This is a genomic window from Kitasatospora purpeofusca (assembly GCF_034043715.1).
In the GTDB taxonomy this organism is placed as follows: Bacteria; Actinomycetota; Actinomycetes; order Streptomycetales; family Streptomycetaceae; genus Kitasatospora; species Kitasatospora purpeofusca_A.
Genome location: NZ_JAXCLC010000004.1, coordinates 179,661 through 201,435, shown reverse-complemented (window position 1 = coordinate 201,435; position 21,775 = coordinate 179,661). Strand labels below are relative to the sequence as shown.

Sequence of the window (21,775 nt, the reverse complement as noted above, 5' to 3'; positions counted from 1 at the left end):
GCGGTGACCCCGGGGCACCGTCCGGCACCGCACGGCCGAACGGCGCGGCCCGTGGACCCTCCGGTCCCCGGGCCGCGCCGTCGTGTCACCGCTGTCACGGCTGCCGGCCCTGTCAGGGCTGTGACCGCTGTCGCCGCTGTCGCCACGGCGGGCCGCTGATCAGCCCTGGGCCGGGTCCGGCTCCAGGCCGGCCCGCAGCAGGCCGTAGGTGTAGGCGTCCTCCAGCCCCAGCCAGGAGGCGGCCACCACGTTGTCGGCCACCCCGACCGTGGACCAGGTGGCGGTGCCGTCGGTGGTCTCGATGAGCACCCGGGTCTTGGAGCCGGTGCCGTGCTGGCCCTCCAGGATGCGGACCTTGTAGTCCACCAGCTCCAGCTTGGCCAGCTGCGGGTAGATCCGCTCCAGCGCGGTGCGCAGCGCCTTGTCCAGCGCGTCGACCGGGCCGTTGCCCTCGCCGGTGGCGAGCATCCGCTCGCCCTTGGCCCACAGCTTGACCGTCGCCTCGTTGCCCGCGCTGCCGCCCGGGCCCTGCTCGCTGATGGTGCGCCAGGACTCCAGGGTGAAGTAGCGCTCGCGGCGGCCGCGCACCTCGTCGCGGAGCAGCAGCTCGAAGGAGGCGTCGGCGGACTCGTAGGTGTAGCCGAGGTTCTCCTGCTCCTTGACCCTGGCCACCACCCGGCCGGCCAGGTCCCGGTCGCTGGAGAGGTCGTAGCCGAGCTCCTTGCCCTTGAGCTCCACGGAGGCGCGGCCGGCCATGTCGGAGACCAGCATCCGCATGGTGTTGCCGACCGTCTCCGGGTCGATGTGCTGGTAGAGGTCCGGGTCGACCTTGATCGCCGAGGCGTGCAGTCCGGCCTTGTGGGCGAAGGCCGAGAAGCCGACGTAGGGCTGGTGGGTGGAGGGGGCGAGGTTGACCAGCTCGGCGATCGCGTGCGAGATCCGGGTCATCTCGGCGAGGCTGCCGGGCGGCAGCACCCGGCGGTCGCACTTGAGTTCCAGCGCACCGACCACCGGGAAGAGGTTGGCGTTGCCGACCCGCTCGCCGTAGCCGTTGGCGGTGCACTGGACGTGGGTGGCGCCGGCCTCGACCGCGGCCAGGGTGTTGGCGACGGCGCAGCCGGTGTCGTCCTGGGCGTGGATGCCGAGCCGGGCGCCGGTCGCGGCGAGGACGTCGGCGACGGTGTCCCGCACGCCGGAGGGCAGCATCCCGCCGTTGGTGTCGCAGAGCACCACCACCTCGGCGCCGGCCTGGTGGGCGGTGCGGACCACGGCCAGCGCGTAGTCCCGGTTCGCCCGGTAGCCGTCGAAGAAGTGCTCGCAGTCGATGAAGACCCGGCGGCCCTGCGCCCGCAGGTGGGCGACGCTGTCCCGGACCATCTCCAGGTTCTCGTCCAGGGTGGTGCGTAGCGCCAGTTCGACGTGCCGGTCGTGGGCCTTGGCGACCAGGGTGATCACCGGTGCGCCGGAGTTGACCAGTGCGGCGAGCTGCGGGTCGTCCGCGGCGCTGCCGCCGGCCCGCCGGGTGGCACCGAAGGCGACCAGCCGGGCGTGCCGGAGGTCCAGCTCCTCGGCGGCGCGGGCGAAGAACTCGGTGTCCCGGGGGTTGGCGCCGGGCCAGCCGCCCTCGATGAAGCCGACGCCGAACTCGTCCAGGTGCCGGGCGATGGCCAGCTTGTCGGCCACCGTGAGGTTGATGCCCTCGCGCTGGGCGCCGTCGCGCAGGGTGGTGTCGAAGACGTGGAACGCGTCGTCGGGGAGGTTGCTCGCCTGGGTCATGACCCTGGGTCTCCGTTTCCGGGAGGTCGGGTTACTGCTCTGCCGGTTCTGGTTCCGGCTCCACTGTCCAGCATCCCGCGCGCGCCCGGTGTCCCTCGGCCCCTTGTGGGGGCTCCGGCCGGTCCGGGGAAACAAAAAGACCCCTCGCGGGTGCGAGAGGTCTGCGCGCGGGTCTGGACGCTGGTGGTCGCTCCGCATCGGTGGTGCGGGAGCGGTCACTGCGGACCGGCGCGCCTGCTGCTAATAATCAGCGAAAGCGAGGACACGTCGGCAGTCTGGCACATCGTCCGCACTGCGGCCCGCCCGTCTCGGCATCCGGAACGAGCGACCGGGCGCGGGCACGCGGGGCAGGCACGCGGGGCGGGCACGTGGGGCGGGCCGCGGCGGGCGGGCCGGGGCGGAGCCGCCGGGCGGGCTCCACGAGCGGCCCGCCCGGCAGGGCCGGATCAGGCGATCCGGTGCAGCCAGCCGTGGGTGTCGGGGGCCTGGCCGCCCTGGATCGCGAGCAGGGCGCGGCGCAGCTCCATGGTGATCGGGCCGGGCTCGCCGGCGCCGACGGTCCAGTCGCCGCCGCGGGACTTCACCGAGCCGACCGGGGTGATCACTGCGGCGGTGCCGCAGGCGAAGACCTCGGTCAGGGTGCCGTCGGCGTTGCCCTGCTTCCACTCCTCGGTGGAGATCCTGCGCTCCTCGACCGCGTAGCCGAGGTCGGTGGCGAGCTGCAGCAGCGAGTCGCGGGTGATCCCGGGCAGCAGGGCGCCGGACAGCTCGGGGGTGACGATCCGGGCGTCCTTGCCCTCGCCGAGGACGAAGTACAGGTTCATGCCGCCCATCTCCTCGATCCACCGGTGCTCGGCGGCGTCGAGCCAGACGACCTGGTCGCAGCCCTTCGCGGCGGCCTCGGCCTGGGCGACCAGCGAGGCGGCGTAGTTGCCGGCGCACTTGGCGGCACCGGTGCCGCCCGGGGCGGCGCGGACGTAGTCCTCGGAGAGCCAGACCGAGACCGGCTTGACGCCGCCCGGGAAGTAGGCGCCGGCCGGGGAGGCGATGATCATGAAGAGGTAGGAGTTGGCGGGCCGGACACCCAGGCCGACCTCGGTGGCGAACATGAACGGCCGCAGGTAGAGGCTCTGCTCGGGCTCGCTCGGGACCCAGGCCCGCTCCTGCTGGATCAGCAGCTCGACGGCCTCGACGAAGGTCTCGACCGGCAGCTCCGGCATCGCCAGCCGGCGGGCCGAGGCCCGGAAGCGCTCCGCGTTGGCCTCCGGGCGGAAGGTCGCGATCGAGCCGTCGGTCTGGCGGTAGGCCTTGAGTCCCTCGAAGATCGCCTGGCCGTAGTGGAGGGTCATGTTGGCCGGATCCATCTCGATCGGCGCGTAGGGCGCCAGCTGGGCGTCGTGCCAGCCGACGCCCTCGGTCCAGCGGATGGTGACCATGTGGTCGGTGAACACGCGCCCGAAGCCCGGGTTGGCCAGCCGGGCCTCGCGCTCCGCCTGGGGCAGCGGGTGCGCGGAGGGCTTGAGGTCGAACGTGATGGGCGCCTGGGTGGGCGTGCTCATGGCTGTGTGTCCTTCACCGTGGGGTTGGTCAGGGCCGCCTCCGCCGGTGCTCGTCCCGGACTCACACTTCCGGTACGGACGCACGACGGCACGGCCCACTGTCGATACTCGCATCCAGAGGGCCGTGCCGAACAGTCGCGGACTCCTTGGAGAACCGCAAGCTGTCGTTATGGGGTCCGGCCCACTGGGCCGGAACACCGTTTGTCGGGTCCCGGCCTCCTAGGCGGATACTCGGGCGGCGAGCGCGTCGCCGACCTGGGCAGTGGTACGGGGGCCGGTCCGCCCGGTGAGGTCCGCGGCGACCGCGGTCTCGATCCGGGCGGCCTCGGCGGCGTACCCGAGGTGGTCGAGGAGCATGGCGACCGACAGCACGGTGGCGGTCGGGTCGGCCTTGCCCTGGCCGGCGATGTCCGGCGCCGAGCCGTGCACGGGCTCGAACATCGACGGGAAGGCACCGCTCGGGTTGATGTTGCCGCTGGCGGCCAGGCCGATCCCGCCGGTGACGGCGGCGGCCAGGTCGGTCAGGATGTCGCCGAACAGGTTGTCGGTCACGATGACGTCGAACCGCTCGGGCTGGGTGACGAAGAAGATGGTCGCCGCGTCGACGTGCAGGTAGTCGGTGGTGACCTCGGGGAACTCGACGCCGACCTGCTCGAAGATCCGGGTCCACAGGTGGCCGGCGTGCACCAGCACGTTGTTCTTGTGCACCAGGGTCAGCTTCTTGCGCGGACGCGCCTGCGCCCGGCGGTAGGCGTCGCGCACCACGCGCTCGATGCCGAAGGCGGTGTTGAGGCTGACCTCGGTGGCCACCTCCTGCTCGGTACCGGTGCGCAGGGAGCCGCCGTTGCCGACGTACGGGCCCTCGGTGCCCTCGCGGACGACCACGAAGTCGATCTCCGGCTCGCCGGCCAGCGGGGACTTCACGCCCGGGAAGAGCCGGCCCGGCCGGAGGTTGATGTGGTGGTCGAAGGCGAACCGCAGTTTCAGCAGCAGCCCCCGCTCCAGCACTCCGGACGGCACGCTCGGGTCGCCGATGGCGCCGAGCAGGATCGCGTCGTGGGACTTGAGCTCCGCCAGGACGCTGTCCGGGAGGGTCTCACCGGTGCGGTGGTAACGCCGGGCGCCGAGGTCGAACTCGGTGCTCTCCAGCTTCACATCGGCGGGGAGCACCGCCTCCAGCACCTTGAGGCCCTCGGCCACCACTTCCTGGCCGATACCGTCACCGGGGACGACTGCGAGACGAATCGTGCGAGACATGCTGGGAGGCTACTCCGGCATCCCAGAGCCTGACATCCGTCGTCCACCATCCGGACAGCGGGCCCGATCGGAGCCGATCAGGTGAGATCGACCTCGACCGGGAAGGGCCGGTCCAGCTTCAGCTGCTTGTGGTGGATCCCGGTCAACCCGTAGAGCCGGGTGGCCGGGTCGATCTCGTAGGTGTGGACGATCGCCTGCCCGTACTCGTCCTTCTCCACCCGCCAGAAGTGCGCGATACCGGCAGCCGCGTACTTTCGCGGTTTGACCTCGCGGTCGCGGTCCCGGGACTCCTCGGACACGATTTCGACAGCGAGCAGGACGTCCTGCGCGTCGCAGTAGGTGCCGTCGGGCCCCGTGTCCGCCTGCTCGTTCACGACGGTGAGGTCCGGCTCTGGGCGATTGCGTGCGTCGAGCCGGATCGTCATCTCCCGCCACGCCTGCCAGCCGTCCGGGACTGCCGACTCCAAGGCCCGCTCCAGCCTACGGAGCATGCGCATGTGGAACAGGGTCTGCGGGCTCACGAAGATCAGGCTCCCGTCGAGCAGTTCGGTGTGCGGCGGGAGATCCGGCAGTCGGTCGAGGTCCTCGGCCGTGTACCCCTCGGCCGGGGGAATGATCCAATCGGGGTACGGCGCGACGCTCATGGTTCCTCCCATACGGGCATCCTCGTGGCCATTCTCAGGCTACTCGGACCAGTCTCCCGGCACTTCACCCGTTCGAGGGGGCGCCCGACTCCGGTCGCGCGCCCCCTCGGTGTGGCTTACGGGAGGGTCAGGATCTGGCTGCGGCGGCCGTCCGGGTTGAGGTGGTGGAGGAGGAGGACGCGGGAGTGGTCGCCGTCGGTGCGGCGGATGTCGAGGAGGGTCGCGGGGTGGACGGGGGCGGCCAGGGCGGTGGGGCCGCCGGGGCCGGTGCGGACGTCGACGGCGGGGTGCAGGACGTCGACGGCGAGGGTGGGGCGGGCGCCGCTCAGACCGATCGCGGAGAAGGCGTCGGCCGGGTCCCGCCCGGAGCCGGCCAGGCCGGTCCACACCGCGTAGTGGACGGTGCTCCGCCCGGCCCGGACGCCCGGGAGGGCGGACAGCCGGACCGGCAGGACCACCGTGTCGGAGTCCAGCAGGGCGGTGTCGGTGTCGCCCCAGCGGGCGTTCAGCGGCTGGACGTCGAGTTCGGCGCCGGTGCGGGCGTCCAGGGTCCTCGCCACCAGGACGTCGCTGCCGCGCATCCGGTCGGCCTTGACCACCACGTCGGTGGCGCCGTCCCCGTCGGTGTCCAGCACGGCCCGGACGCCGAACAGCCCGACCGGGGTGGCGGCCGGGGCCCACACCTGGGCGCCGAGGTAGAGCCGGCCCTCGGTGAGCGGGTCCCCGGCGACGGTGGGCGCGTCGGTGGCGGCGCCGACGGCCCGCAGGTTGGCGGCGCGGTCGCCGGGGCGCTCGACGCAGAGGTCCCGCAGGTGCTCGGCCTCCTCGGTACTGCCCTCCGGGACGAAGCCCGCGCCGGGCCCGACGGCCGCTCCGCTGTTCGGCGGGCAGTCCGCCCAGCGGGCGCCCTCCCCGCCCAGCGCGAAGGCGCTGACCAGGCCGGGCGCGCCACCGGGCGCGTCGGTGCCGGTGAGCGCGACCACGGCCCCGGAGCGGGGGGTGCGGACCGGGGCGGTGGCGGCCAGGTCGGTGGCCGGACGCGGGGCCGCGAACAGCGGGACCCGCAGGCCGGGGACGGCCGGGTCGTCCGGGGTCAGCAGCAGCCGGCCGGAGAGCTCGCCCCGGTAGCTGCGGGGCCGGCCGCCCTGGACGGTGGCGATGGTCGGGTCCGGGGCGCGGCCGAGCGCGCCGGGCACGCTCAGGGTGACCCGGACCCGCGCGGTACCGCCGGGCGGCACCTCGATCCGGTCGGGCGCGAGTTCGAACCGGGCGCCGGGCAGCTCGGTGGCGGCCGCGTAGCCGGTCCGGTAGGCGACCGGGGCGGCGGACAGGTTGCGGACCTCGACCTCGCGCACCGGGGCCGACGGCCCGGTGACGGCGAGCGGGCCGAAGGAGACGCCGACCGCGCCCTCCACCGCGCCCTCCCCCGCCGCGTAGGCGACGGCCGGGGTTCGGACGGCCCGGTCGACGGCGGCCCGGCCGGCGCCGGTGCGCTCGGGCCCGTAGACCGGGCCGGTGCCGCCGTCGCCGAGCCAGGTGTCCCCGGCGGTGTTCATCAGCGCGGCCTTGACCTGCTCGACGGTCAGGTCGGGGCGGGCCGCGCGGACCAGGGCGGCCAGACCGGCGGCGTGCGGGGTGGCCATCGAGGTGCCGTCCTCGCGCTGGCCGCCGGTGCCGCTGCCGACCCGGGCCGACCAGATGGTCTCGCCGGGGGCGGCGAGGTCCGGCTTGACCACCCCGGGCACGCCGATGCCGCGCGAGGTGAAGTCGGTGAGGGTGTCGAGCCGCTGCGGCTGGTCCTGGGCGACGACACCGTGCAGCGGGTTGCCGGGCGCGGCGAGGCGGACCCGGACCGGGCCGGCGGCGGTGCCCGCGCGGAGCCGTTCGCCGTCGGCGCGGGCGAGCAGGGCGAGCGGGACCCGGTCGTTGCCGGCGATCTCGGCGAGGTGGTCGTCGTCGGCCGTGAGCACGGCGCCGAGCGCGCCGGCCTCGGCGACGTGGTCGGCGCGCGGGCCTGAGCCGCAGGCGCGCTCGGACTCCCGGGTGCTCCAGGCGAGCACGGCGATCCGCCCGGCGATCCGCTGCCGGTCGGCCTCGGAGAAGGCCGCGCAGCCGTCCCGCTGGTCGGCGGGCAGGGCCAGCTCCCCGGCCACGTCGGCGGTGGACCAGTCCTGGTAGCGGGCGCTCCAGTGGGCCGGCATGATCCCGGCGAGCGGCTGCGGGTCGAGCACGGTGAGGCCGTCGGCGTCGCTGTGCGGGTCGACCGAGGCGGCGACGGCGAGCGCCCTGGCGGCGGTGCCGGGGCTGCCGCCGATGGCGTACACGTCGCCCTCGTTGCCCGCGGCGGCGACCACCACGGTGCCGAGCGCGGCGAGCCGGTCGACGGCGAGGGCGTCGGCGTCGTCGGTGGCGCCGAAGCGGCTGCCGAGCGAGAGGTTGAGGACGTCGAGCCGGTCGCTCGGGTCGCCGTCGCCGTCCGGGTCGGCGGCCAGGTCGAGGGCCTCGCCGAGCTGGTCGGTGGAACCGTCGCAGCCGAACACCCGGATCGCGTACAGCTGGGCGCCGGGCGCGGCGCCGGGGCCGACCCGGAAGCCGGCCGGGTCGAGCCCGGGCCGGTAGGGGCCGCGGTAGGGCTGTCCGTCGGTGGTGACGCCGAAGCCGGCGGCGGTGCCGGCCACATGGGTGCCGTGGCCGTTGCGGACGCAGTCGATCGGGTTCTCGTCCGGGTGCGGCTCGGGCTGGTAGCGCGGGGAGGACGGGTCGGGCTGGTAGTCGTCGCCGACCAGGTCGCGGCCGCCGGTCACCTTGGCGCTCGGGAAGAGGCCGGCCGGCGCGGGCTTCGCCCCGTCGACCGAACGGAACGCCTCCTCGGTGCCGGGGCCGCCGAAGTCGGCGTGGGTGTAGTCGATGCCGCTGTCCGCGATACCGATCCGCACGCCCCGGCCGGTGTCGCCGCCGTCCGGGCCGCCGTCGGAGGAGCCGCCCGTCCAGACCTCGGGCGCGCCGGTGACGGGCACCGAGTGGGCGTTGTCCCGCTGCTTGCGGACGATCGGGTGCACGGCCGCGACCCCGGGCAGGGTGCGCAGCGCGGGCAGCCGGTCGGCGGGGGCGTTGACGGCGAGTCCGGTGATCAGGGTGCGGGTGCGGTAGAGCTCCCGGGCGGCGGGGACGGCGTCGTGGACGGCGTCGGCCAGGCGGTCCAGCGCCGTGGAGGCACGGGTCCGCTGGGCGGCGCCGGCCCGGGCGGCCGCGCCCCGGACGGCCTCCGGGGAGCGCCGGTCGCGCCGGGCCTCGTCGCCGGCCCGGCGCCAGGCCGGGGCGACGGGTTCGGTGGCGAGTTCCAGCAGGACGGCGACGGGTCCGGCGGCGGAGCGGCCCGGCGGGGCCGCCGGGGCCGGCGGCGGACCGCCGGTGGCCGGGGCGGCCCCGGTGAGCAGGGCCGGGCCGGCGAGCAGGGTGAGCGTCAGGCCGAGCCGGGAAAGCGGTCGGCGGACGACGGGATGGCGCATGGTCCTCTCCCCCGGCCGGGGGAACTGATCCGCACCGGTGCCGCTGACGCCCGCCCGCGCGGCCGTCGATCACCCTTCCGGGGGCCCCAAATTAGGAATATCGCGCCGGTCGGGGCGAGCAACTTCCACCGAACGGCGGCAACTTGCACTCCTGTGGGTGACCTGCCGTCAGCCCGTCCGGCCCATTCGGACGATGAACGCCGAACGGGCCGGGAGCGGTCGGAAGCGACGGCCCGCCGGAGCGCGGCCGGTCAGGCGTGGCGCGCCAGAGTGTGGCCGGTCAGGTGCGGCCCGCCGGAGCGCGCCCGGTCAGGCGTGGCCGGTCACGCCGCCGTTGTCGCGGCGGTCCAGCGCCCGCTGGAGCGCCGCGGCGGCGAAGGTGTTCCGCTCGACGGCCCGGCGGCGGCGGGGGACGCGGGTCTGCGGGGCGGCGGGGGCGGAAGCGGCGTGGCGGTCGGCAGTCGGGGGCATACCGGGGCTCCTTGGTTCGATACGCGCCGTGGGAACGGACGCGGCGGGGTGGGGAGGAGGGGGGTACACCGGGCAGGGGTCTCCCGCCCATGGGTGCGGACGCGCGCACGGGCCGGACGCCCTGGCTACAGGGGCGGCACACCGTGCGGCTGACTCCACGGTACGACCCGGACCCGGCGGTGTCTGCACGGATACTTGGATTTCCTACTATCTGAGACGGCCTTCGCCCGGAGGAACGCACCAGGGCCCGGACCGCCGTGCGAACGGCGGTCCGGGCCCTGGTGAGGGGTGGTGCGGGGGTCAGGCGCCGAGGTCGACCGAGCGGGCGAAGCGGGCGCCGATCTCGGCCGCGATCGCCGACAGCACCTCCTGCGGGATCTCGCTGTCCACGGTGAGGGAGGCGAGCGCGCCGCTGCCGTCGCGGGCGACCTGCATGCCGGCGATGTTGATACCGGCGTCGCCGAGGTGGCGGCCGAGGATGCCGACCACACCGGGCCGGTCCTCGTACTTGAAGAAGGCCATGTGGTCGGTGAGCGCCACGTCCACGTCGAAGGCGTCCACGCCGACGATCTTCTGGACCTGCTTGGGCCCGGCCAGCGTGCCGGAGATGGCGATCTCCTCGCCGTCCGCGAGGGTGCCGCGCACGGTGATCACGTTGCGGTGCTCGGGGCTCTCGCTGGAGGTGGTCAGCCGCACCTCGACACCGCGCTCCTGGGCGAACAGCGGGGCGTTGACGTAGGACACCGTCTCCGCCACGACGTCCTCGAACACGCCCTTGAGGGCCGACAGTTCGAGCACCTTGACGTCGTGCTGGGTGATCTCGCCGCGCACCTCGACGTCGAGCCGGACGGCGACCTCGCCGGCCAGCGCGGTGAAGATCCGGCCGAGCTTCTCGGCCAGCGGCAAGCCCGGCCGGACGTCCTCGGCGATCACGCCGCCCTGGACGTTGACCGCGTCCGGCACCAGCTCGCCGGCCAGCGCCAGGCGGACCGACCTGGCGACCGCGATGCCGGCCTTCTCCTGGGCCTCGTCGGTGGAGGCGCCCAGGTGCGGGGTGGCCACCACGTTGTCGAGGGCGAACAGCGGCGAGTCGGTGCACGGCTCCTTGGCGTACACGTCCAGGCCGGCGCCGGCCACCCGGCCGTCGCGCAGGGCGCTGAGCAGCGCCGCCTCGTCGACGATGCCGCCGCGGGCGGCGTTGACGATCCGGACGCTCGGCTTGACCTTGTGCAGCGCCTCGTCGCCGATCAGGCCGATGGTCTCCGGGGTCTTCGGGAGGTGGACGGTGATGAAGTCCGAGACCTCCAGCAGTTCCTCCAGCGAGACCAGCTTGACGCCCATCTGCGCGGCGCGGGCGGCCTGGATGTAGGGGTCGTACGCGACGATCTTCATGCCGAACGCGGACATCCGCTGGGCGACCAGCACGCCGATCCGGCCGAGGCCGACGACGCCGAGGACCTTCTCGCTGAGCTCGACGCCGGTGTACTTGTTGCGCTTCCACTCGCCGCCCTTGAGCGCGGCGTTGGCCGGCGCGATGTTGCGGGCGACGGAGATCAGCAGGCCGCAGGCGAGTTCGGCGGCGGTGACGATGTTGGAGGTCGGCGCGTTGACGACCATGACGCCGGCCTTGGTGGCGGCGGAGACGTCCACGTTGTCGAGGCCGACGCCGGCGCGGGCGACCACCTTGAGCTTGCGGGCCGCAGCCAGCGCCTCGGCGTCCACCTTGGTGGCGGAGCGGACCAGGATGGCGTCCACGTCCGCGATGGCGGTCAGCAGTTCGGTGCGGTCCGCACCGTTGCAGTGCCGGATCTCGAAGTCCGGACCGAGGGCGTCGACGGTGGCGGGCGACAGCTCTTCGGCAATCAGTACTACGCCAGATTTCACAGTTGTAGCAGCGCTCACGACAGTGTGTCCTTAACTGTCCGGTTCTCCCCGGATCCGGGCACGAGGGTGGCCTTGCCGGGCGGGGGGAAGGTGGCATGCCGCGTAGCTAGACGCACGACGCTGTGGGCCTGACGCGCACTCGGAAGTGTATCGACGGGCTGGGTGGCGGGCTGCTCCCGTCCGGCAAAATCACCCGGACGGGAGCCGCCTTGTTGTACAAGGGGGATACGGGCCCGCGAGGGCTCCCCCGAGGGCTTACGCCTCTTCCTTGACCCAGCTCATGAGCTTGCGCAGCTTCTTGCCGGTGCTCTCCAGCAGGTGGTCCTCGTCGGCCTTCTTGTACTCGTTGTACTTGGGCAGACCGGCCTTGTACTCGGCGATCCAGGTGTTGGCGAAGGTGCCGTCCTGGATCTCGGTGAGGACCTTCTTCATCTCGGCCTTGGTGTCGGCGGTGATGATCCGCGGGCCGGTGACATAGTCGCCCCACTCGGCGGTCTCGGAGACGGACCAGCGCATCTTCTCCAGGCCGCCCTCGTACATCAGGTCGACGATGAGCTTCAGCTCGTGCAGGCACTCGAAGTAGGCGATCTCCGGCTGGTAGCCGGCCTCGACCAGGGTCTCGAAACCGGCCTTCACCAGGGCGGCGGTGCCACCGCAGAGGACGGCCTGCTCACCGAACAGGTCGGTCTCGGTCTCCTCGGTGAAGGTGGTCTTGATGACGCCGGCCTTGGTGGCGCCCAGGCCCTTGGCGTAGGACAGCGCCAGGTCGAAGGCCCTGCCGCTGGCGTCCTGCTCGACGGCGACGATCGCGGGGACGCCGCGGCCCTCCTCGTACTGGCGGCGGACCAGGTGGCCCGGGCCCTTCGGGGCGACCATGCAGACGTCGACGTCGGCCGGGGGCTTGATGAAGCCGAAGCGGATGTTCAGGCCGTGGCCGAAGAACAGGGCGTCGCCGGCCTTCAGGTGCGGGGCGATGTCCGCCTCGTAGACGTCCGCCTGGATCGGGTCCGGGACCAGGATCATGATGACGTCGGCCTCGGCCGCGGCCTCGGCGGGGGTGACCACGCGCAGGCCGGCCTCCTCGGCCTTGGCCCGGGACTTGGACTCCGGCTTCAGGCCGACCCGGACGTCCGCGCCCGAGTCGCGCAGGGACAGCGCGTGGGCGTGGCCCTGGCTGCCGTAGCCGATGACCGCGACCTTGCGGCCCTGGATGATGGACAGGTCGGCGTCGTCTTCGTAGAACAGCTCGGCCACGGGGGCACATCTCCTTGCGAGTGGTTTGCCGGATCTGCGGTGGTTCCTACCGTATGCGGACCCGGCGTCGGGGTGGGGCGGTGCTTCAGGGTTTGAGACGGCGGCGCGTCCCGGAGGGGCCGGGGCCCGTCTCAGGCGCTGCGGTCGAGGGCGCGCAGCGAGCGGTCCGTGATCGAACGGGCGCCGCGTCCGATGGCGACCAGGCCGGACTGGACCAACTCCTTGATGCCGTAGGGCTCCAGCATCCGGAGCATGGCCTCCAGCTTGTCCGAGCTGCCGGTGGCCTCGATGGTCACCGCGTCCGGGGACACGTCGACCGTCTTGGCGCGGAACAGCTGGACGATCTCGACGATCTGCGACCGGGTGTCGTTGTCGGCCCGGACCTTCACCAGGACCAGTTCCCGCTGGATCGCAGCGGACTGGTCGAGTTCGACGATCTTTATCACGTTGACGAGCTTGTTGAGCTGCTTGGTGACCTGCTCCAACGGGAGGTCCTCGACGTTGACCACGATGGTCATCCGGGAGATGTCCGGGTGCTCGGTCGGGCCGACGGCGAGGGAGTCGATGTTGAAGCCCCGACGGGAGAACAGCGCGGCGATCCGGGCGAGCACGCCGGGCTTGTTCTCGACCAGGACGGAGAGGGTGTGCTTGGACATGGGTCGTGGGTTCCCTTGGTCGTTCCGGAGGGGGCTCAGTCGAGGTCGTCGCCGAAGTCGGGACGGACGCCGCGGGCGAACTGGATCTCGTCGTTGCTGGTGCCGGCCGCGACCATCGGCCAGACCATGGCGTCCTGGTGGACGATGAAGTCGATGACCACCGGGCGGTCGTCGATCTCCATCGCCTGCTTGATCACCGCGTCGAGGTCCTCGGGGCGCTCGCAGCGCAGGCCGACGCAGCCCATCGCCTCGGCGAGCAGGACGAAGTCGGGGATCCGGGTGCCCTGGGCCGGCGGCTCGATGCCGTCGTGGCCGGGGCCGGCGTGCAGCACGGTGTTGGAGTAGCGCTGGTTGTAGAACAGCGTCTGCCACTGCCGGACCATGCCCAGCGAGCCGTTGTTGATGACCGCGACCTTGATCGGGATGTTGTTCAGGGCGCAGGTGGCCAGCTCCTGGTTGGTCATCTGGAAGCAGCCGTCGCCGTCGATCGCCCAGACCGCCAGCTCCGGGCGGCCGGCCTTGGCGCCCATCGCGGCCGGCACCGCGTAGCCCATGGTCCCGGCACCGCCGGAGTTGAGCCAGGTGCCCGGCTTCTCGAACCGGATGAACTGTGAGCTCCACATCTGGTGCTGGCCGACGCCCGCCGCGTAGACGGCGTCCGGGCCGACCAGCCGGCCGATCCGCTCGATCACCTGCTGCGGGGACAACCGGCCGTCGGGCGCGGGCTCGTAGCCGACCGGGTAGGTGGTCTTCCACTCGTCGAGCCGCTCCCACCAGTCGCCGTAGTCGCCCTTGTGGCCGGCGTCGAACTCGGCCTGGACGGCGACGATCAGGTCGGCCAGCACCTCGCGGGCGTCACCGACGATCGGCACGTCCGCCGGGCGGTTCTTGCCGATCTCGGCCGGGTCGATGTCCGCGTGGACGACCTTGGCGTACGGCGCGAAGCTGTCCAGCTTGCCGGTGACCCGGTCGTCGAAGCGGGCGCCGAGGGTGAAGAGCAGGTCGGCCTTCTGGAGCGCGGTGACGGCCGGGACGGAGCCGTGCATGCCGGGCATGCCCAGGTGCTGCGGGTGGCTGTCGGGGAACGCGCCGAGCGCCATCAGGGTGGTGACCACCGGGGCGCCGGTCAGCTCGGCCAGGATGCGCAGCTCGGCCGTGGCACCGGCCTTGACGACGCCGCCGCCGACGTACAGGACCGGGCGCTTGGCGGTGACCAGCATCTTGGCCGCTTCGCGGATCTGCTTGGCGTGCGGCTTGGTCACCGGGCGGTAGCCGGGCAGCGAGGTCTCGACCGGCCAGCGGAAGGTGGTGGTGGCCTGGAGGGCGTCCTTGGCGATGTCGACCAGGACCGGGCCGGGGCGGCCGGTGGCGGCGATGTGGAACGCCTCGGCGATCACCCGGGGGATCTCGGCCGGGTCGGTGACCAGGTAGTTGTGCTTGGTGATCGGCATGGTGATGCCGCAGATGTCCGCCTCCTGGAAGGCGTCCGTACCGATCGCCTTGGAGGCGACCTGGCCGGTGATGGCGACGATCGGCACCGAGTCCATGTACGCGTCGGCGATCGGGGTGACCAGGTTGGTGGCACCCGGGCCGGAGGTCGCCATACAGACGCCGACCCGGCCGGTGGCCTGCGCGTAGCCGGTGGCGGCGTGGCCGGCGCCCTGCTCGTGACGGACCAGGATGTGGCGCACCTTGGTGGAGTCCATCAGCGGGTCGTACGCGGGAAGGATGGCCCCGCCCGGGATGCCGAAGACGGTGTCCGCACCGACGGCCTCCAGCGAGCGGATGAGCGACTGGGCGCCGGTCATGGTCTCGACGACGTGCTGAGGAGCGGGAGCGTGGGCGGCCGGGGTGTCCCCGCGGCGGGGGGATGCGGCGTGCTCGGTCATCTGCCTGTCTCTTCTCGGTTCTGGCCGACCCGGTGGTTTGCGGGCCCCGGGGGTCGAGGGTGGGGTCCCGCTTGCGGGCCGATCGCCGGCTCTGCCCCAATCGTCCCTTTCGCGGGGCCTCGGGGCCAGGGGTCTTGCGGTGGTGGAACAGCGTCGGTGCAACAAAAAACCCCTCGTGCCCAAGGGCATGCGAGGGGTGGCGCGTCGGTCTGTCACGAACGGGTCGGAGCCCGCTCAGCCGACGCGCCCGCCAAGTACGAGAATTCGGGTGCGCATGGCAACGACCTTCCTCCCGTCAAGGGTCGGCTGTCAAGCAGGTGGGACGGCCGTCTCGCCATGCGGACTGCCGGCCGGACCCGCCACGGCCGGGTGTTCGGGCAGGTCGGAGCCGTTGTGGTGGGGTACGGCACGCCCTGCGGCGGCCTCGCCGCGGCCACTCGTCCGGGTGTCCGCGGCCAGGAAGGCGCGACGCGTGGGCAGCGGGCCGAGCGGCCTCGGCACCGGGTACGCGCGGCGGGCGAGTTCGCGCCGGAGCCTGGTCTCGTCCAGCGGCGCGGAGAACGCCGAGCCCTGGACCTGGCGGCAGCCCAGCTCCTGCAGCACGGCCACCTGGCGCGGCAGGTCGACGCCCTCGGCGGCGGTGACCAGCCCGAGGTCCCGGCCGAGCCGCAGGGCGTGCCCGGCGAGGGTGCGGGCGAGCGCGGACTCGCCCAGGTCCTGGACCAGCGAGCGGTCCAGCTTGAGGCCGTCGAAGGGGAGCCGGACCAGCGTCCCGAGCGAGCCCCGGCCGGCCCCGAAGCCGGCCAGCGCGGTGCCGACGCCGAGCCGGCGCAGCGCGTCGAGCCGGCGGCCGAGCTCGTCCGCCAGGTCGTCCGGGCCCGTCCGGGCCACCTCGACGATCAGCTGGCCGCCGGGCAGTCCGCTGTCCCGCAGGGCCGCGACCACCGCCTCGTACAGGCCGGGCGCGCACAGCCGCTCGGCCGACAGCCGGACCGACACCGGGACCGGCGGCGGCACGGCGCGGCCCCGGACGGGCAGGCCCCGGCGCAGCGCCGCGGCGGTCACCGCCTCGCGGACCAGCCAGCGGGAGAACCGCGCGGCGGCGTCGCCCGGCTCGGTGGAGCGCAGGAACTCGGCGGGGGTGAGCAGCAGGCCCTGTGCGGAGCGCCAGCGGGCCTGGGCCTCGACGGCGGTGACCGCGCCGGTGACGAGGTCCACCACGGGCTGGTGGAGCAGGGTGAAGCCGCCCTCGCGGACGGCCGCGCGGAGCCGTTCGTCCAGCTCGGTGCGGCGCTCCAGGTCGGCGCGCATGGCCGGGGTGTAGAGCATCACCCGGCCCTTGCCCTCGGACTTGGCGCGGTACATCGCGAGGTCGGCGTTGCGCATCAGCTCGTCGGCGGCGGCGCGCGGGTCGGCGGCCGGGCCGCGTTCGGGGGTGCCGAAGGCGATCCCGATGCTGGCGGCGACGCTGAGTTCGCTGCCGCCGATCCAGTAGGGCTCGGAGAGCGCGGCGCGCAGCCGTTCGGCGAGCTCCTGGACCTGGAGCCGGCCGAGCGGGCCGCAGACCAGGGCGGCGAACTCGTCGCCGCCGAAGCGGGCGACGGTGTCCCCGCAGCGGACGGCGCCCTGGAGCCGGCGGGCGGCCTGGACCAGCAGCTCGTCGCCGACCTGGTGGCCGGCGGTGTCGTTGACCGCCTTGAAGCCGTCCAGGTCGAGGAAGAGCACGGCGACCCCGGAACCCGCCTCGTCCTGCGGGCCGCGGGCGGCCAGGGCGGCGCGCAGCCGCTGGGTGAACAGCGCCCGGTTGGGCAGGTCGGTGAGCGGGTCGTGGAACGCGTTGTGCTGCAACTGGGCCTGCAGCATGACCCGTTCGGTGACGTCGCGGCTGTTCAGGATCAGGCCGTCGCGGTACCGGTCGACGGTCGACTCGACGTGCAGCCACTCGCCGCCGCCGGAGCCGATCCGGCACTCCACCCGGGCCGCGGGCAGCGGCTCGGCGCCCGGGTCGCGGTGGGCGGCGAGCCGGCCCCGGGCCAGGAAGCGGCGGACCTCCAGCAGCACCCGGTCGATGTCCTCCGGGTGGATGAGGTCGAGCAGGTTGCCGCCGACGAGTTCCTCCGGGTCGCGCCCGTAGACGCCGAGCGCGGCCGGGGAGACGTAGGAGAGCACGCCGTTGGCGCCGGCGATCATGATGACGTCGCTGGAGCCCTGCACCAGGGAGCGGAAGTGCGCCTCCTTGTGGGCGAGTTCCTGGGCCAGCGAGAGGTTGTCGAGCAGCATGATGCCCTGGCGCAGGATCAGCGCCAGGCCGACGGTGCAGGCCGCCGAGGCCACCACCCGGTCCAGCGAGTGCCCGCCGAGGGCGTTGTAGAGGATCCCGGCGGTGCAGACGGCGGCGGCGGCGTAGGGGGTGAGCGCGCTGAAGGTGGTGGCGACCCGGCGGCGGGGCAGCCCGCCGAGCGCCGGGTGCTCGCGCAGCGGTCGGCGCCAGCGCGGGGACCACGGGGCCCAGGCGAGCAGCAGGCTGCCGGCGAACCAGCCGGCGTCGAGCAGTTCGCCGGAGTGGTAGTTGTTGTGCAGCTCGGGCGAGGTGAACAGGGCGTCGCAGAGCACCGTGACGGCGAGGCCGACCATGGCGGTGTGGACGGCGGCGCGGTTGCCGTCCCGGCCGCCGAAGCGCAGGCCGACGACCAGCGAGACGAGCAGGATGTCCAGCACCGGGTAGGCCAGGTTGAGGGCCAGCCGCAGCGGGGAGCCGTTCTCGCCGGCGGCGGTGCGGCCGAGGGCGAGGCTCCAGCTGAGGGTGAACAGCGAGCCGGCCACCAGCCAGCCGTCCAGCAGCAGGCAGAGCCAGCCGGCGGCGGTGCGCGGGCGCTGGGCCAGGACCAGGACGCCGGTGATGGCCAGCGGGGCGAACAGCAGGAAGGCGTACTCGGCCAGCGAGTTGGGCGGCAGCTTGGTCCGCTCGACCAGCTCGTACCAGCCCCAGGTGCCGTTGCCGAAGGCGACCATGAGCGAGGAGAGGCCGAACAGCAGCCAGGCCGGGCGGGCGTGGCCGCCGACCGTACAGCCGTAGGCGAGACAGGAGAGCGCGGCGGCGAGGGCCGCCGCCGCGAGGCCGAAGTCGCCCATGAAGACGGCGAGCTGGCGCGAGCCCCAGCCGAGCGCGGCGCCGAGGGCGTAGGCGAGGCAGAGCACACCGAGGGCGGCGCCCGGCAGCTTGCGGCTGCGCAGCGCCCGGCGCAGCGGCCCCGGCCCCGGTCCCGCCCCGCCGCCGTCCCGGCGGTACGGGGGCGGGCCGTCCGCGCGGGCGCCGCGCGGGGGCGGGCCCGGCCACGGCGGACCGTCCGCGGGCAGGACGGCGTCCGGCGCCTGGGGCCGTCCGGCTCCGGGCAGCACCGCGTCGGTGGAGCTCACTCGGCCTCTCCCCCTCCGGCCCGGGGCCTCGCGCCCCGGTCACGGACCACCGGCCGCGCGCCCGGTGGCCGTGCGCGGTGCCCTGGCGCCCCGGCAGGGCGTCGACCCAGGGGGCGGGGGGCCTGCCGGCCGTCCCGCCACACCGATGTTCCCGTTCGGGACCCTACACCACTTCGGTCACTCAATGACACGCACACTCAACTTAGAGTAATGGCCCTGAGGTGGGGAATTGCGCCCGATTCCGCCGAATCGGTCCGGTTGACAGGGGCGCGCACAAGGGGGCTCACGCAGCGCGCACAGGAGCACACGGCGGCGCCCGCCCGGCACCGGCCACCACGGCGCCGACGGCGGCACGCCGGGCGGGGCAGCGGACGGGCGCACCGGGCGGGCGCGGCGGACGGGCCGTCAGCGGGCGGCCGGGGCCAGGTCCTCGGGGAACAGCCGCAGCCGGTGCGCCAGCGCGGCCGCCTCGCCCCGGCCGGCCACCGCGAGCTTGCCGAGGATGTTGGAGACGTGCACGCTCGCGGTCTTCGGCGAGATGTACAGCTCCTCGGCGATCTGCCGGTTGGTGCACCCCCGGGCGAGCAATCGGAGCACGTCCCGCTCACGGGGGGTGAGGCCGAGGGATTCAGCGGCCGGCAGTGCCGGAGCGGGCGCCGGGCGGTCCGCGACGAGCGCCAGGCCGGCCCGCGCGGCCAGGGCGTCGATCCCGGCCCGCAGTCCGGCGTCGGACCGGGCGGACGCCAGTTCCCGCGCCTCGCGGAGGAGTTCGACGCCGGCTTCGCGGCGTCCGGCCAGCACCTCGGCCTCGCCGGCCCGCAGCAGCGCGACCGCCAGCGGGTGGGGCAGTCCGGTCGGGCGCAGCGCGGCGACCGCGGTGGCCCACTGCTCGGGGGTGTCCGCGCCCTGGGCGCGGGCCAGTTCGGCCTCCAGCAGCCGGGCCCAGCCGTGGTGCAGCGGCACGGTCGGGGTCAGTCCGGCCGCCGTCGCGGCGATCCTGGCCAGCACCGCGGCCCGGCCCGGGTCGGCCTCCGGCAGGCCCCGGCTGTCCGCCTCGGCGGCGGCGCCGTCCACCAGCAGCGGGTAGAGGTCGGCGAGGTAGCCGCACCGGAGGTCCTCGTCCAGGGCGGCGACCAGCTCGGCGCGGGCGTCCAGCGGGCGGCCCGCCCCGGTGGCGATCCGCAGCGCCAGCCGTGCGATCGGGACGGAGTGCTGGAGCTGGCCGATCCGGTTGGCCGCCCTGGCCTGGGCCAGCATGGCGGCGGCACCGGGCAGGTCGCCGCGGAGCAGGGCGAGTTCGCCGCGCATCCGGTCCAGGAACTCGGCGTGGGTGCCGGTCACACCGAGCAGGTGGCATTCGGCGAGCACCTGCTCGGCCTCGTCGATCCGCCCGAGGTCCATCAGCGCCTCGGCGAGGTTCCCGGTCAGGATGGTGCCGATGTTGCGCTGGAGGCCGTTGCCCCGGGCCGATTCCAGCCCCTCCCGGGCGAGCGCCGCCGCCTCCTCGGCCCGGCCGAGCCCGCGCTGCATCGAGGACAGGTTGTTGATGCCGCGCAGCAGGATGTCGGGGGCGCCGATCCGCCGGGTGGCCTCCACCGCCGCGGTGAGCTGGGCGACCGCGGCCTCCGGGTCGGAGTCGAGGTCGTTGCGCAGTCCGCCGAGCGTCATCAGGGCGTGCTGCTCGATGGCGTCCGCGCCCACCTCGCGGGCGATCCGGGCCGCCCGCTCGGCGAGTTCGACCAGCTCGGCGCGGGGGTTGGAGAGCATCCCGCTACCAGCGCCGAGGGCGAACACCTCGGCCTGCACGGCGGACGGCGGCAGGTGCTCGACCAGCCGGTGCGCGTACGCGATCTCCTCCTCGTCGCCGGAGCGGCGGAGGTGGCCGAGCATCCGGGCCCGGTTGATCCGGAACCAGGCGGCGCGGGCCGGGTGCTCGGTCTCGTCGACCAGCTTGAGCGCCCGCCGGGCCAGGCTCAGCCCGCGCTCGCGGTCGCCGCTGCGGCGGGCCGCGACCACCGCCTCGGCCAGGACGTCGATCAGGCAGAGCCGGTGGCAGTGCTCGTCGTGCCGGTCCGCGTCGCAGGAGCAGGGCGGGTAGGTCTCGGCCCAGTCGTGCGGGCGCAGGGTGCCCGACAGGACCTCCTCCGGGACCTGGTCCCAGAGCTCGAGGGCCCGTTCCAGCATCCGCAGCTGCTCGGCGAAGGCGTTGCGCCGGCGGGCGGCCCTGGCGGCCTCCAGGGCGGTCGGCAGGGCCCGGGCCGGGTCGTGGGCGTGGTACCAGTAGTTGGCCAGCCGGGCGGGCCGGACGTCGGAGCCGACCAGGTGCGGATCGGCCTCCAGCGCGGCGGCGAAGCGCCGGTTGATCCGGTGCCGCTCGCCCGGCAGCAGGTCGTCCGAGACCGCCTCCCGGACCAGCGCGTGCCGGAACCGGTAGCCGTCGCCGTCGGTGTCCGGGCGCAGGATGTTGGCGCCGACCGCGACCCGGAGCGAGGCGATCAGCTCCTCCTCGTCGTCCAGGACGGCGGCGAGCAGGGCGTGCTCGACGTAGGAGCCGCCCTCGGCGGCGATCCGCAGCACCCGCTGGGTCTGCTCGTCCAGCGCCTCGACCCGGACCAGCAGCATGTCCCGGAGCGAGTCGGTGAGCCCGGCCGAGCAGCCCTCGCTGTAGGCGGTGGCGAGTTCCTCGACGAAGAAGGGGTTGCCCTCGGAGCGGCGGTGGATCCGGTCGACCAGCTCCCGGTCCGGGGTGGCGGTGCCGAGGATGCCGGCCAGCTGCGCGGCCACCTCGCCGGGCCCGAACCGCTCCAGCTCGGCCCGCTGCACGGTGCGCAGCCGCTCCAGCTCGGCCAGGAACGGCCGCAGCGGGTGGCGGCGGTGCAGGTCGTCGCTGCGGTAGGTGGCAACCAGCAGCACCCGGGCCCGGTGCAGGGTGCGGACCAGGTAGGCCAGCAGCTCCCGGGTGGAGCGGTCGGACCAGTGGAGGTCCTCGACGGCGAGTACGAGGGTACGGTCCGTGCCGAGTCGTTCGAACAGCCTCGCGGTGTGCTCGAACAGCCGGGCTCGTCCGTACTCGTCGTTGGGTTCGCCGTCGGCCTCGCCGAAGTCCGGCATCAGCCGGGCGAGGTGCCCCTCCATCCCGGCCGCGGCCGCCTCCAGCTCGGCGCCCAGGCCCCGGTGCAGCCGGCGCAGCGCGGTGGCCAGCGGCGCGTAGGGCAGGCCCTCGGCGCCGATCTCCAGACAGCCGCCGACGGTGGTGACCACGCCGTCGAGGCAGGCCTGACGGAGGAACTCCTCCAGCAGCCGGGTCTTGCCGACGCCGGCCTCGCCGCCGATCAGCACGGTCTGCGGCTGGCCGTCCCCGGCCCTGCGCATGGCGTCCAGCAGGACGGTGAGTTCCGGATCGCGGCCGACGAAGACGGGACTCACCGATATCTGCTGCATGGAGGCGAGCATGCCATA

Annotated in this window: 12 protein-coding genes; all 12 read right to left on the bottom strand. The window is 74.0% G+C overall.

Features of this window, described 5'->3' with window-relative positions; genetic code table 11:
- Positions 1-159: 159 nt before the first annotated feature.
- Complete coding sequence (cimA, locus tag SM793_RS03885) at positions 160-1,776, bottom strand: citramalate synthase (RefSeq protein WP_320436550.1); 1,617 nt, start codon at positions 1,774-1,776, stop codon at positions 160-162.
- Positions 1,777-2,222: 446 nt separating this feature from the next.
- Positions 2,223-3,335, bottom strand: a complete 1,113-nt coding sequence (locus SM793_RS03880) for a branched-chain amino acid aminotransferase (RefSeq protein WP_320436549.1) — start codon at positions 3,333-3,335, stop codon at positions 2,223-2,225.
- 219 nt (positions 3,336-3,554) lie between these two features.
- Positions 3,555-4,592 (bottom strand): 3-isopropylmalate dehydrogenase, encoded by a 1,038-nt coding sequence (locus tag SM793_RS03875; RefSeq protein WP_320436548.1) that lies wholly within the window; start codon positions 4,590-4,592, stop codon positions 3,555-3,557.
- A gap of 77 nt (positions 4,593-4,669) precedes the next feature.
- Positions 4,670-5,236, bottom strand: coding sequence for a Uma2 family endonuclease (locus SM793_RS03870; protein WP_320436547.1), 567 nt, complete (start codon positions 5,234-5,236; stop codon positions 4,670-4,672).
- Positions 5,237-5,352: 116 nt separating this feature from the next.
- The gene (locus tag SM793_RS03865; RefSeq protein ID WP_320436546.1) at positions 5,353-8,745 is read right to left on the bottom strand and encodes a S8 family serine peptidase; all 3,393 of its coding nucleotides are present in this window, start codon (positions 8,743-8,745) and stop codon (positions 5,353-5,355) included.
- A 309-nt stretch (positions 8,746-9,054) separates the two neighbouring features.
- Positions 9,055-9,216, bottom strand: coding sequence for a hypothetical protein (locus tag SM793_RS03860; protein WP_320436545.1), 162 nt, complete (start codon positions 9,214-9,216; stop codon positions 9,055-9,057).
- Positions 9,217-9,516: 300 nt separating this feature from the next.
- Positions 9,517-11,100 (bottom strand): phosphoglycerate dehydrogenase, encoded by a 1,584-nt coding sequence (serA, locus tag SM793_RS03855; protein ID WP_320436561.1) that lies wholly within the window; start codon positions 11,098-11,100, stop codon positions 9,517-9,519.
- 255 nt (positions 11,101-11,355) lie between these two features.
- Complete coding sequence (gene ilvC, locus SM793_RS03850; RefSeq protein WP_320436544.1) at positions 11,356-12,354, bottom strand: ketol-acid reductoisomerase; 999 nt, start codon at positions 12,352-12,354, stop codon at positions 11,356-11,358.
- Positions 12,355-12,485: 131 nt separating this feature from the next.
- Positions 12,486-13,010: an acetolactate synthase small subunit gene (ilvN, locus tag SM793_RS03845; protein ID WP_030392698.1), complete on the bottom strand. Its 525-nt coding sequence runs from the start codon at positions 13,008-13,010 to the stop codon at positions 12,486-12,488.
- A gap of 35 nt (positions 13,011-13,045) precedes the next feature.
- Positions 13,046-14,899, bottom strand: coding sequence for an acetolactate synthase large subunit (locus tag SM793_RS03840; protein WP_320436543.1), 1,854 nt, complete (start codon positions 14,897-14,899; stop codon positions 13,046-13,048).
- A 309-nt stretch (positions 14,900-15,208) separates the two neighbouring features.
- On the bottom strand, positions 15,209-18,145 hold the full coding sequence (locus tag SM793_RS03835; protein ID WP_320436560.1) for a putative bifunctional diguanylate cyclase/phosphodiesterase: 2,937 nt from the start codon (positions 18,143-18,145) through the stop codon (positions 15,209-15,211).
- A gap of 576 nt (positions 18,146-18,721) precedes the next feature.
- A complete protein-coding gene (locus SM793_RS03830; protein WP_320436542.1) occupies positions 18,722-21,757 on the bottom strand; it encodes a helix-turn-helix transcriptional regulator in 3,036 nt (1,011 codons plus the stop codon).
- Between the last annotated feature and the right edge of the window lie 18 nt (positions 21,758-21,775).